Annotated in this window: 13 protein-coding genes; all 13 read right to left on the reverse strand. The window is 32.3% G+C overall.

Going from position 1 to position 12,577, the window contains the following annotated elements:
- Positions 1 to 35: 35 nt before the first annotated feature.
- The 13 genes from SK086_RS05815 to SK086_RS05875 all read right to left on the reverse strand — a co-directional run bounded on the left by SK086_RS05815 (position 36) and on the right by SK086_RS05875 (position 12,480).
- On the reverse strand, positions 36 to 665 hold the full coding sequence (locus SK086_RS05815; protein WP_324690419.1) for a T9SS type A sorting domain-containing protein: 630 nt from the start codon (positions 663 to 665) through the stop codon (positions 36 to 38).
- Positions 666 to 864: 199 nt separating this feature from the next.
- Positions 865 to 1,281: an SMI1/KNR4 family protein gene (locus SK086_RS05820; RefSeq protein ID WP_324690420.1), complete on the reverse strand. Its 417-nt coding sequence runs from the start codon at positions 1,279 to 1,281 to the stop codon at positions 865 to 867.
- Positions 1,282 to 1,466: 185 nt separating this feature from the next.
- Complete coding sequence (locus SK086_RS05825; protein WP_324690421.1) at positions 1,467 to 1,862, reverse strand: hypothetical protein; 396 nt, start codon at positions 1,860 to 1,862, stop codon at positions 1,467 to 1,469.
- Positions 1,863 to 2,069: 207 nt separating this feature from the next.
- Positions 2,070 to 2,807, reverse strand: coding sequence for a DUF6794 domain-containing protein (locus SK086_RS05830; protein WP_324690422.1), 738 nt, complete (start codon positions 2,805 to 2,807; stop codon positions 2,070 to 2,072).
- Between the two features lie 59 nt (positions 2,808 to 2,866).
- Entirely contained in the window at positions 2,867 to 3,859 is a 993-nt protein-coding gene (locus tag SK086_RS05835) for an IS30 family transposase (RefSeq protein WP_324690423.1), read from the reverse strand.
- Between the two features lie 125 nt (positions 3,860 to 3,984).
- A complete protein-coding gene (locus tag SK086_RS05840) occupies positions 3,985 to 4,881 on the reverse strand; it encodes an IS3 family transposase (protein ID WP_324690447.1) in 897 nt (298 codons plus the stop codon).
- Positions 4,809 to 5,219: a transposase gene (locus SK086_RS05845; protein WP_290862968.1), complete on the reverse strand. Its 411-nt coding sequence runs from the start codon at positions 5,217 to 5,219 to the stop codon at positions 4,809 to 4,811. Before SK086_RS05845 ends, SK086_RS05840 begins: the two co-directional genes overlap by 73 nt.
- 203 nt (positions 5,220 to 5,422) lie before the next feature.
- Positions 5,423 to 5,647, reverse strand: a complete 225-nt coding sequence (locus SK086_RS05850; protein ID WP_324690424.1) for a hypothetical protein — start codon at positions 5,645 to 5,647, stop codon at positions 5,423 to 5,425.
- Between the two features lie 458 nt (positions 5,648 to 6,105).
- Positions 6,106 to 6,561, reverse strand: a complete 456-nt coding sequence (locus SK086_RS05855) for a hypothetical protein (protein WP_324690425.1) — start codon at positions 6,559 to 6,561, stop codon at positions 6,106 to 6,108.
- A gap of 171 nt (positions 6,562 to 6,732) precedes the next feature.
- Positions 6,733 to 7,023, reverse strand: a complete 291-nt coding sequence (locus SK086_RS05860) for a hypothetical protein (protein WP_324690426.1) — start codon at positions 7,021 to 7,023, stop codon at positions 6,733 to 6,735.
- Between the two features lie 796 nt (positions 7,024 to 7,819).
- A complete protein-coding gene (locus SK086_RS05865) occupies positions 7,820 to 10,243 on the reverse strand; it encodes a TonB-dependent receptor domain-containing protein (RefSeq protein ID WP_291265981.1) in 2,424 nt (807 codons plus the stop codon).
- A gap of 90 nt (positions 10,244 to 10,333) precedes the next feature.
- Complete coding sequence (locus SK086_RS05870) at positions 10,334 to 11,368, reverse strand: helix-turn-helix domain-containing protein (protein ID WP_324690427.1); 1,035 nt, start codon at positions 11,366 to 11,368, stop codon at positions 10,334 to 10,336.
- Between the two features lie 119 nt (positions 11,369 to 11,487).
- Complete coding sequence (locus SK086_RS05875; protein ID WP_324690428.1) at positions 11,488 to 12,480, reverse strand: IS30 family transposase; 993 nt, start codon at positions 12,478 to 12,480, stop codon at positions 11,488 to 11,490.
- Positions 12,481 to 12,577: the final 97 nt, after the last annotated feature.

Raw genomic sequence — 12,577 nt, forward strand, 5'->3', positions numbered from 1 at the left:
AACGGCTGTTGGCAGAAGCCTTTTTCTTTTGAGTTTTACTCCTTAATAAACTTTTTATAAACTGTTCCGTTTCCTGAATGAATTTCTACGATGTAAATTCCTTTAGAAAGATTTTCTACATTAATTTCATTATTGATAATAGTTTGTTTTAAAACTTCTTTACCCAAATAATCAAATATTTTTATTTCTTCAATTTCGGATATGTTTTTAAAATGTACAATATTTTTTGTTGGGTTTGGATAGATATAAAATTCGTTTTTATCCGAATTAGGCTCAAAACTGTCATTTGACAAAGTTAAAAACCAATTATATGCTTGTATTGAACACCCTAAAGTACTTGCTCCAGTCCAACTACTTACACCTGTTGAAGAACAAACTGATCGAACAAAGAAAGCATAGCAATCAAATGAAGGTGGAATTCCAGTAATTGTACAAGGGTTACTAGCTACAGCTATCCCAGCTGAAGTTGGTATTGTTGAACCTACATTAAAATCAGGAACCACTACAATTTCCCAAATTGTTGCAGTACCATTTTCAGACCAGCTAATTTCTACAGAATTTGAAAAAAGAATATTATTAACTAAACTAACATTTGAAGGAGCTGGACATTGGGAGTTGCTGACAAAGTTGATTAATAGAATAACGAATGTTAATATTTTTTTCATAGGTTGTATTTTTAACTCAATATGCTGTCTTATGCAGTTTTTTCTAAGGTTTCTGCCAACGTTTCGCGGCTAGTGGCTTTTTGCGAAACCAGCGAACTGCGTACTGTCCGCTAAGATAATAGTTTTACGTGAAAAATAGGAGTAAAGCCAAGAAAAACCAGCAATGGCTACTAGCCGCTGTTATGTGACGTAGCGCTTTTTAAATTTCATCGATACTTTCTACTCCAAGTAACTCTTCCAATGAATCTTTCAAAAATCTTGGTTCTAATTTATCGTATCTAAAAAGATATATTTTGCCATAATCATTTCCGAGTTCCAAATTCAACGTAATAGTATTTCCGGTTCCAGTATATGCAAACGGCAAGTAATTACTCGGGATATTTTCTTCAACTATTTGTAGTGAATGAATTGAATCTTCTAAAGTACATTCTCCATACTTAATGCTAAACAAGCAATCCAGAATCATATTGTCATTTTCATTTTGTCCACCATTATGAATTAATATTAGCTTCTTATAATTTTCAGGCAAAATGATATTAAATTTTTGTTCAAATTCAAGAATATCATCTCTTGAAATATTCTTTTCGGATTGGCAAAATTTTGCTTTATTTTCCATTAGTAATTTTTTGAGCAATATTTAGAAAGCTATGTCACATAACGTTTCGCGGCTATCAGTCTGTAGCGAAGCTAACGAACTGCGTACTGTCTGCTAAGATAATAGTTTTGCGTGAAAAAAATGGTACAACTCAAGAAAAACCAGCTATAGCTGATAACCGCTGTTAGGTGTGGTTTTTTCTCTTATCACTGCCGTTGAGATTTTGCGATTATTTTTCCGGCAACATAAACTCCAGCTGAAATTATTAAAGCAAAAACAAACCCTGTGATAAATGAAAAATTTCTTCCAGTATCATTTGTTAGTTTTCTCATTGCTTCTTTCTGTTCTTCGGTTATTTCTCTTCCACCAAACATTCCGTCTTTGTCAAGATCGTAACGATTTAAATTCCATTGATAGTAAACAGTTTCATAAGTTGCGCTACCAACAAAATATAAATATATAATTAAAAATACCGTTATGCTTATCCATAATAATTTGTTTTTTGCAAACAGATTTTTACGATAAAATAGAATTGCAATTAGCCCAATTAAAGAAATAATTGTTGGAATTGCTAAATGATATGGTAATGTTACTTCGTCCAAATTCTGTTGCTGTTTTTATTTTTCCGTTGAGGTTCGAGCTGCGATTATTCTTAAAAATCACACCTAACGTTTCGCGGCTAGTGGCTTTTTGCGAAGCCAGCGAACTGCGTACTTTCAGCTAAGATAAAATTTTTACGTGAAAAACCAACGTGAAACCACGAAAATCCAGCAATAGCTACTAACCGCTGTTATATGCAGTGCCTATTATTATTGATTTCCAGTCCACTTTTCCCAATTCTCGTTTTTATTCTGTAGCCATTCATAATAAAATTCAAGTATGATAGCCGACATTTCTTCTGGTTCTGAAACATTTCTTTCATGAAAATAATTGCTGAGGCGAGAACCGCCCCACAATCTCCAATTATTTCTTATCCATCTACCTAATGAATCGTCAGTAATTAATAATACTTCTGATTTGTTTTTTGCATTACGAATAGTTGATTTATCTTGCTCTGATAAAGTCTTGTCTAATGTTAGAAAGCAATCTTTCAAATCTTTAGGAATATAGGTTCCGCTTATTGAATCCTTTTTTATTTGGGAAATATAAAACTCTTTGTCTTTCTGTTGTTGTGCCTGATATTTCAGAATTAAATTCTCTAAATCAATATTTTTACCCGTTAAATGCCGATGATATGTTATTAAAATTGTCTCATAAATGGGCCAAAACCCATAAAGTCCTTTTTTATTAAAATACTTTGTCAAAACAGAACCATCATATATTTTCCATGCGTGAAAAAAGTCCGCTTTTTCTTTGAAATCTTCAGTAAAGGAAATACTATCTTCAGCTGTATTTTTTACAACTTCAATTTCTTTTTCAGTAAGAGTTTTGTCCAGAGCTTGATGACAGCCTTTAATGTTTTTTGGAATAGGTAAATCGTAAACATCCTTTTTACTTTGGCTAAAGCAAAATGTCTGAAAAATTAATATGTAAAAGATAAATTTCATAGTGTCGTTCTGGGGGCGGTTTCAAGTTTCCAGCGCAACGCTAGTTGATTCAAATATAGTTATAATTTTTCTAAAATAATTTTATCAAAAACTTCTTTAGGAGTTTGATAGTCGAGTACCTTTCTGGGTCTTTCATTGAGCTCATTTTGGACGCTTTTAAGGCGTTTTTTGGTTACAGATGATAAATCGGTTCCTTTAGGGAAATAATCTCTTAAAAGTCCATTTGTATTTTCGTTAGTTGGTCTTTCCCAAGGTGAATAAGGATGAGTAAAATAGACTTGGACTTTGGTGTTTTTAGTGAATAATTTATGTTGGGCCATTTCAGTTCCGTTGTCATAAGTTAGCGACTTTTTCATCAGTTTCGGAAGTTGTTTAAATTCCTTTTCAAATGCTTTACGAACAGACTTAGCATCTCTATTTTTAAGATGTACTAAGATGACAGCTCTGGTAGATCTTTCTACTAAAGTACCTATGGCTGATTCGCGGTTTTTACCTAGAATTAAATCACCTTCCCAGTGTCCCGGAATCTCTCTTCCGAGTACATTTTCTGGGCGTTCATCGATTCTGACAGGGTCTTTGATAGTTGTTCTTTTGTCGGTTCCACGACGTGTATTTCCTCTTTGTTTTCTTTTCTGTCTGAGTTCAGAAATGAGCATCTCTTTGAGCTCTTTTTTGGAGTGCAGATAGATGTAAAGATAGATTGTTTCGTGAGAAGCTTGCATAGTTTTATCGTTAGGGAATAGCCGTTTTAAACTTACTGATATTTGGTCAGGTGACCAAAACATTGCGAGTTTTTGATGAACGAATTTTTGCAGTTTTGGATTGAAAAGAATCTTGCTTTTACCAAGTCTTCGGTCTATAGACCTAGCGTAAGATTTTAAGTTAGCATAATAAGCTTGGTATTGTTTTTTCGGATACTTTTTGACTTCTCTGACAATAGAACTTTTATGTCTTCCAAGTTTAAGAGCAATGGCAGAATAGGATAAATTAAGTGCTAATAATTTTTCAATCTCAATACGTTCTTGGAGTGTAATTCGGTTGTAGTTTTTCATAATAACGAACTTATAAATTTCTTTAAAAGTTGCGTTAGATTATTGAACCGGCTGTCATGTCCTAAAATACGTTGACCGTTTTAGGTTATTAATTGAATCAAATTTACATAAATAATTGATAGGTTTTAAGCTGCTTTTTTAGCATAGGATTTATAAGGTTGTTTATCATATTGTTTGTGCACTATTTGGGGTGTTTTTAAATCTAAACTCCAATGTAAACGTTCGTTGTTGTATATGTTTACAGCTTCGGCTATCATTTTTTGAGCGATTTCAATATTTCTAATAGTGTTTTTTAGCCCGAACTCATACTTCAAAATTCCGTTAATTCTTTCAGCTACTGCGTTTTCATACGGATCGTATTGTTGGGTTGTGCTGAGTATAAACCCTTTTTTTTGAGCAAATTCTGAGAAGTCCGGGCAGCAATACTGAATTCCTCTGTCAGAGTGATGAATGATATTTTTATGGTTATGAATACAGTTTTTATAAGCCATATCCAGGGCATCTTTGACAAGAGTCACTCTCATATTGTCATCTAATTTCCAACCCATTATTTTCTTTGAGTAAGCATCTGTCACCAGTGCTAAATAAGCGTGGCCACCATCGACTTTGATATAGGTTATGTCGCTTACAAAGACTTGCTCTGCGTGAGATAAAGATAAATCTTTGAGTAGGTTAGGTGATTTAAAAAAGAAGTGCTTAGAATCGGTTGTAATGTGAAAACGTTTTGTTTTCTTGACTAATAACCCATAGCTTCTAAGTAAATCGAAAAGCGCATCTCTTCCCATTTTGATATTGTTTGTAATGAGTTCATTTTGTATGTGTTCCATGAGTTTTCTGGTTCCAGTTTTAGGCATTTTGATCCTGATTTTGCGCACTAAATCGAGAACAACTTTGTGTTGTTGTTCTTTGGTAAAATCGTGTTTAATTCTTTGGTAATAAGCTTGTTTGCTTATTCCGAAGCATTGATAGAGCCACTTTCTTTTGAAAGGTTTAGTCGCTTTTTCTCTATCTCTTTTGCTAATGCTTCGGGCAAATACTTTTTTGAAAGATGTTCACCGGTAATATGTTCGAAATCAGCAATAATATCTTGTTGGAAGTCTTTGACGAACTCTAGTTCTTCGATGCGTTCACGTAATTTTTTAATCTCGTCGTTTTTGCTCATAGCTTTGGATTTTCCCTCAAAGTTAGACAATTTCTTGGTCCAATAGGCAAGCGTTGCTCTGGATATACCGTACTTTTTAGAAGCATAATTGGCAGAGATTTGTCCGTTATTGATTTCGGCAATGATAGAAAGTTTGAGATCAAAGCTAACTTTTTGATACTCCTTTTTTCGACATGTTGTTTTTTTTGTTGTTTCCATAGGATACTAAAAGTGTTTAATTTTTAGTCAACCTATTTTAGGACGAGAGGGGCGTAAAAATTGGCTATAACGTTTCGCGGCTAGTGGCTTTTTGCGATACCAGCGAACTGCGTACTGTCCGCTAAGATAATAGTTTTGCGTGAAAAATTGGAGTGAAGCCAAGAAAAACCAGCAATGGCTACTAGCCGCTGTTATATGCAGTGCTAATCTAACAGAAATGTTGAATTATCCTGATTGTATTTTAAATCAATTATACTTCCGACCCATTCTCTTTCAGCGTCAACCTTGTTTTCGTCTGGCTTAACAATCTTAATCGCAATAACCTTTCTTCCTAAGCTGTCTATATAGCAAACAAATTGTTTATCTAAGAATTTCATTTGATTTTGAATTTTTCTTGCATGTTTTAAAGTTTCTTTGTCTAAATCCACGTAATATTTTTTATTAGGAAGAGAACTGTAGTCAAAAGTATATCTCTGTTTTATATAACGATAATATTTAGTTTCCAATTTTCTATTTAGGAAGATTATATCCTCTGTTGTAGGGGAAAATGGAACTTCTACGTTGTTTCTAGTAAACAGAGATTTAGTGATGCTGTCATTAAACACGATTATTCTCGAATTCGGGAAGCTATATATTTTAGAATATTTTGTCTTTGTTGTGCTTTCGACTTTACTCGAAGTTTTGCAACTAAGCAATAGAAAGAGGAAAATAAAAGCAAGGTTTTTCATGGGTGGTGGCATTGCATATAACGTTTCGCGGCTAGTGGCTTTTTGCGAAGCCAGCGAACTGCGTACTTTCAGCTAAGATAGAATTTTTACGTGAAAAACAAGCGTGAAACCACGAAAATCCAGCAATAGCTACTAACCGCTGTTAGCCGTTCGGTTTTTTATTTATGATAATTGTCGAATTCTTTTCTGTCATTTTCATTAAATGGATATTCAACACCAGTTCTTTTAATTTCAATGTCATAATCTCTTTTGAGTGAAAATTTATTCTCAGGCATAGAAGCAATAAATAATTCTATGGAAATTAAAAAAGCCGCAACTAAAAATAGAATAATTGAGACTATTCTTCTGATTTTAATTGTAATTAAAAATTTATTTGTCAAGTAAACTATAACTAATATAAGAGCAAAATAAATTGATAAGTCAGCAATCAGTTCAAGCGAGAAATATTCATACGCACATGAAGTGTAGAATGCTGGTGCTTTGTATATAAAAGGAAAACCGTACATTATTCCGTCAGTTCCATCAACTACATCAACAATCCACCACTTTGAAAAAAATATAAAGATTATTACAGTTAAAGGCAAAACTAAATTTAATATCAATCGTCTGCTCATTTTCTGTTTTTTTAAGTTCTGCCAAACTGACGGCTAACGTTTCGCGGCTAGTTGCATTTGCGAATCCAACGAACTGCGTACTGTCTGCTAAGGTAAAAGTTTTTACGTGAAAATAGAAGTAAAGCTCAAGAAAAACCAGCAATGGCTACTAGCCGCTGTTAGCGGTAGTGCTTACTGTTCAAAGCAATCTATACATAAAGTTATTCCATTTTCTGCCAAACGCTTCATTTCTGTTGGTGAAAATTCCATTGAACATTGTTGATTGTAACCGTAAATTCTCCAAACGCTAATATCGTCTCTCTTTATACCAACACTTTCCAATTCTTCAAATTTTGGTTCAAGTATATTCAAATAAACATTTATAAAATCAATATAACTATCTTCCTTATCGTCTTCAAAACCATGAATCCATAATCTTTTCAGTTCTTTTTCATCATAGGGAAATGTTGGCTCTAAATTCAAGATTTTGCTAACTTGATTGTAAACTACGTCACTTCTGGTCTGAATATGTAATCTGTAAAAATTCATTTGTTACAATAGGTTATTGAATTCTCCGCAATCTTGGCCGCATTACCGCTAACGTTTCGCGGCTAGTTGCATTTGCGAAGCCAACGAACTGCGTACTGTCTGCTAAGGTAAAAGTTTTTACGTGAAAATAGAAGTAGAGCTAAAGAAAAACCAGCAAGTGCTACTAACCGCTGTTATGGGCTGCCACTATTGTTTTTAAATATCTAAATTCTATTAAGTTGATACACTTTTCGTTTTTTACATTATATAAATGTGAAGCAAAATATTGTGTCCTATTTTAAGGTTTAAGCAAATTTTAGTTTTGTTTCATATTACAAGTTAAAATATAAAACATTGCTTAATTACTTTAAAAAAAATAATATGTCAAGTCTTCTATCAAATGTCTTTGAAATTCCTATTTTCATTTTATTGGTTTTATGGTTTCCTTCAGTACTTATAATATTTTGGATTATGCCTGATAAGAAAAGAAAGGTAATTGTTAATGATATATGTAAGTTATTAAGAATCATATTTTCAAATAAACCTCCATCTCTTAAATGATTCTCTTTACATTCTTGGCCCGGTAGCCCATAACGTTTCGCTGCTATCCGTCTGTAGCGATTCCAGCGAACTGCGTACTGTCTGCTAAGATAAAGTTTTTACGTGAAAAAAGAAGTACAACTCAAGAAAAACCAGCTATAGCGGATAACAGCTGTTACCTGCTGGCGTATTTTCCGTATTGCACTTTCCGTTAAAATTTATAACTATATCCAAGCCTTATTACTTGTGTTTCGTAATAGTCATTACTGTTATAATTAAAGCCTTGTCCGTTGATTTCTTTTTTGATTATCATTGTGTTTAGCAAATCTGATGCGTTAAAAAAGAGCTCGCCTTTCCCTTTTTGAATTGCTTTTTTTAGTCCAAGGTCTAATGAAAATCTCGATTTAATTTTTCCTTGTGGAATAATGTCGGGCGCTAAATAAATACCTGTTAATTGCGCATCTATGTTTTTAGGAAAATGAAACGTATTGTTCAATTTAATATTTCCAGAATATATTTCTTGTTTGTCTGCTGAAAATGTATGTGTAGTAGGATATTTGTTTTCAACAGTAAATGCATCTATTTGATTTCTGTATGCGTTTAGATTAATATTGAATGCGTACAATTTAGAAATTTCTTGTGCTAAAACCATTTCAATTCCTGTGTTGTAACTTTTATTTACGTTTTGAAATGTTGCATAAATTAAATTACTTGGTGGAACAGTACTAGAAATTCTTGTAATCGTTCCGTCAGCAAATCTGTGATAAATAGCATTATATAAACTTCCTTTTTCCCAACTTTTTTTATAGCCCAATTCTATCGAATTTGTAAATTGTGGTCGCAATGCAGGATTCCCAACTTTAATTATTTCTGCATCGTCATATTTTGGAAAAATACGAATATCAACTTCGTTAGGTCGGTCAACTCTTCGGTTGTAGAAAATAGAAACTTTGTTATTGTCGTTAATTTTGTATGCCAAACGTAAATTTGGAAACGGTTGGGTATAATTATATCCATCACTTTGATAAACAATATGATTAGGATTAACGTCATATTGAATTTTCACATACTCAATTCTTAAACCTAGTTCGGCTTCCCATTTTTTATTTTCAAAAATATAGTTTCCATAAACGGCAGGAATTAGTTCTTTATAAGTTGCCCAACCGCCTGCATTGGTGTCTAAAACTGAATTTACACCTGGTATAAATTGCATATTTGTCGGTATATTTCTGTTACGAAGTTTAATTCCTGTTTCAATTCGTCCGTATTTAAGTGGTTTTATGTAGTCAAAATTAAAATCATAAACTTGCTCGTCAGATAATAATTTAAACGCATCTGTTCCTGTGGAAGTTGGCAAATAATTGTCGTAAAAATATTTTTCGTCTTCTCTGTGAAAAGTGTAATTGAAACCAATATTTAGCAAATGTCCTGCTTCTTTAAATTTGTGTTGATAAATGGCAGTTGCCATAATAGTTGTTTTTAATTCATCTTCTAAAAACTGCCAAAGTCTATTTCGTTGTGAAAAGTCTCCATTAAAAAATGGTTGGTCGCCTTTGTCAATTATTTTTTCACTTCCAAAAAGTCCTGAAACAGTCAAAGAATTTTGGTCGTTAATTGCATAATCAAAACCACTTTTCAATGTCGTAAAATGTGTGTTTCTGTTGCGTTTTAATTGTGAATTAATTACATCGCCATTGTCGTAATTTCTTGTTACAAATTCATTTTTGTTAAGCGTTTCAGTATATAAGTAATCGCCTTGAAAAAAGACATTGACTTTGTTTTTTCTATAATTGAGTGAAACGCTTGGGTTGATTTTTGGTGTAAAAGTATATTGTGGTCTTATGGTTGGTAAATTTTCTTTTCGCACCCAAAGAGAACCTACACCTGTTGTAAAACCAAACTTTCCATTAAAACCATCTTTTTTGTTTTTCTTGTAAATAATATTGATAATCCCTGCGTTTCCATTTGCATCATATTTGGCAGAAGGATTGTTGATGATTTCAATTTTTTCAATCGCAGAAGCAGGAATATTATCTAATCCTGTTTGGTTGCCAAAACCTGTTAATGCTGTTTGTTTTCCGTCAATGAGTACAGTCACTTTATCGTTTCCACGAAGTTGTACTTTTCCGTCTTGTACTGTAACACTTGGTAAATTTTGCATAGCTTGTAAAACCGAACCACCACTTTGACTAATATTGTCTTTTAGAGAAAAAGTTTTTTTGTCCATTGCAGCACTTAATTCGGAAGTTTTTCCTGTTACAACAACTTCTTGTAATGTGGTAGTTTCTTCTTCCAATTCAATAGTGTTGATGTCTAAAAATTCCGTTAGATTTCCAACATAAAGCGATTGTTTTGATGTTTTGTAGCCGATAAAAGAAACCTCTAAATAGTAGTTTCCAGATTTTATTTTTGATAAAGAAAAACGTCCTTCTTCGTTGGTTACTGTCCCACTAATAAATGAATTGTCTTTTTCTGTTTTTAACAACACGTTTACAAAAGGCAAAACAGCTTTGCTATTTTTGTCTTTTATAATTCCCGAAACGGTTACACTTGTTTGTGCGTTTGTGATTGAGAAGAATGAAAGTTGTAAAATCAAAAAGTATAGTACTTTTTTTGATGCATTTTGTGGAAACATTTTTGATCAATTTTAAATTATACTGCAAATAACGTTAGTAACTACGAGTAAATAAAAAAAGACAAGTGCAGAATAATTTTTTTGTACAAATTAGTTGTTTTGCACAAGATTTTTTTTGAATTCAGTTGGTGTTAAACCTTTGAATTTCTTGAATATAGCATTAAAAGAAGATTTAGAATTAAAACCCACATCTATGGCAATTCCTAAAAGTGTAAATTGATTATTTTGGTCATTTTTTAGGCGTTTTATAAATTCTTCTACTCTGTATTCATTGATGAAATCTTGGAAATTTGTTTTCATGTGTTCGTTTAAAACTTCCGAAATATAATGTTTTGGAATATTGAGTTTTTCTGAAACATCTTGAATGGATAATTTTCCATTCAAGTACAATTTATCTATTTTCATTGCATTAATTAAATCCGACTTATATTGTTCAATCAGTTTTGTGTTCAGATTAGAATTTTTGTATTTGCTTATTTCGTTTTTTGGCAAAATATATTTGTTATTAGTCAATAATTTAAAAGAAATAAAGTAAAATAGAAAGGCGACAATTAATAAAAGATAGGAGTTAAAGTTTTGATTGCTGAAAAAAGATAATTCTTTTAATCCAATTATTTTAAGAGTATCATTTATACAAGAAAACACAAGTAAAATAACAATTGGAATAACAAAATAAGTAGTCCAAATTCTTCTTTTATTCGTAAAAACAGAATGTAAAATTAAGACTAGATAAATCACAAAAGTTAATTCCAAAATCACTTCTAGAATTTCAATATTAAAGTTTTCTTTGGGTAATTTTATTTCGAGTACTTCAAGAATTAAATAAAAAATGTTGGGAAGAAAAAATAGATAATTGGATTTTATAAATTTTTCTCTTTCATTTTTGTAATACTTGAAAAACAAAAACAGAAAGGTTACAAATAAGGTGTTATCAAAAAGAAACCAATCTGTATTTTCAACAAACAGATTGTTTTTGTCATCACCCAAGATGTAAAGTAAAACAGAGATTAAACTTCCAAAGAGCAACCAAAAAGTAGTTTTTTTGTAATCTTTCCGATTTGTAAACAAGACAAAAAGGACAAAAATCCCTTGTATTAAAGCAATGATTTGAATTGTTTGGAGCATTGTTTTACTTAAGTTTTTTTGGGCAAAAGTAGTGAAAATTTCGTTATTTTTTCAGATGTTCGTGTCGCTCGGAAGGCGGTTTCAAGTTTCTAGCGCAACGCTAGTTGATTCAAATATAGTTATAATTTTTCTAAAATGATTTTATCAAAAACTTCTTTAGGAGTTTGATAGTCGAGTACCTTTCTTGGCCTTTCATTAAGTTCATTTTGGACGCTTTTAAGGCGTTTTTTAGTCACAATTGACAAATCGGTTCCTTTTGGGAAATAATCTCTTAAAAGTCCGTTTGTGTTTTCGTTTGTTGGTCTTTCCCAAGGCGAATATGGATGAGTGAAATAAACTTGTACTTTGGTGTTTTTGGTGAATAATTTATGCTGCGCCATTTCGGTTCCGTTATCGTAGGTCAAAGATTTTTTCATCAGCTTTGGAAGTTGTTTAAATTCTTTTTCGAATGCTTTACGAACAGATTTGGAATCCCTGTTTTTGAGATGAACCAGTATGACAGCTCTGGTAGATCTTTCCACTAAAGTTCCAATAGCTGATTCTCGGTTTTTACCCAGTATTAAATCGCCTTCCCAATGTCCCGGGATTTCACGTCCGATTACTTCTTCCGGGCGTTCATCAATTCTGACAGGATCTTTAATGGTTGTTCTTTTGTCGGTTCCTCGACGTGTATTTCCTCTTTGTTTTCTTTTTTGTCTGAGCTCTGAAATGAGCATTTCTTTGAGCTCTTTTTTAGAGTGAAGATAGATGTAAAGATAAATGGTTTCGTGCGAAGCTTGCATAGTTTTATCATTAGGGAATAGCCGTTTTAAACTTACAGCTATTTGGTCAGGTGACCAAAACATTGCTAGCTTTTGATGAATGAATTTTTGCAGTTTTGGATTGAAAAGAATCTTGCTTTTACCAAATCTTCTGTCTATAGCTCTAGAGTAAGATTTTAAGTTAGCATAATAAGCTTGGTATTGCTTTTTAGGGTACTTTTTGACTTCTCTGATAATAGAACTTTTATGTCTACCAAGTTTAAAAGCAATGGCAGAATAGGAGAGATTAAGTGCTAATAATTTTTCAATTTCAATACGTTCTTGTAGTGTAATTCGGTTGTAGTTTTTCATAATAACGAACTTATAAATTTCTTTAAAAGTTGCGTTAGATTATTGAACCGGCGGAACGCTTGCAGGTAACGTTTCGCGGCTAGTGGCTTTTTGCGAA

Origin of the sequence: Flavobacterium cheonhonense (genome assembly GCF_035671315.1) — a bacterium.
Lineage (GTDB): Bacteria > Bacteroidota > Bacteroidia > Flavobacteriales > Flavobacteriaceae > Flavobacterium > Flavobacterium cheonhonense.

Coding starts and splice junctions, on each gene's coding strand:
- SK086_RS05815 (WP_324690419.1), bottom strand. CDS start 665: ATGAAAAAAATATTAACATTCGTTATTCTATTAATCAACTTTGTCAGC.
- SK086_RS05820 (WP_324690420.1), bottom strand. CDS start 1,281: ATGGAAAATAAAGCAAAATTTTGCCAATCCGAAAAGAATATTTCAAGA.
- SK086_RS05830 (WP_324690422.1), bottom strand. CDS start 2,807: ATGAAATTTATCTTTTACATATTAATTTTTCAGACATTTTGCTTTAGC.
- SK086_RS05835 (WP_324690423.1), bottom strand. CDS start 3,859: ATGAAAAACTACAACCGAATTACACTCCAAGAACGTATTGAGATTGAA.
- SK086_RS05845 (WP_290862968.1), bottom strand. CDS start 5,219: ATGGAAACAACAAAAAAAACAACATGTCGAAAAAAGGAGTATCAAAAA.
- SK086_RS05855 (WP_324690425.1), bottom strand. CDS start 6,561: ATGAGCAGACGATTGATATTAAATTTAGTTTTGCCTTTAACTGTAATA.
- SK086_RS05865 (WP_291265981.1), bottom strand. CDS start 10,243: ATGTTTCCACAAAATGCATCAAAAAAAGTACTATACTTTTTGATTTTA.
- SK086_RS05870 (WP_324690427.1), bottom strand. CDS start 11,368: ATGCTCCAAACAATTCAAATCATTGCTTTAATACAAGGGATTTTTGTC.
- SK086_RS05875 (WP_324690428.1), bottom strand. CDS start 12,480: ATGAAAAACTACAACCGAATTACACTACAAGAACGTATTGAAATTGAA.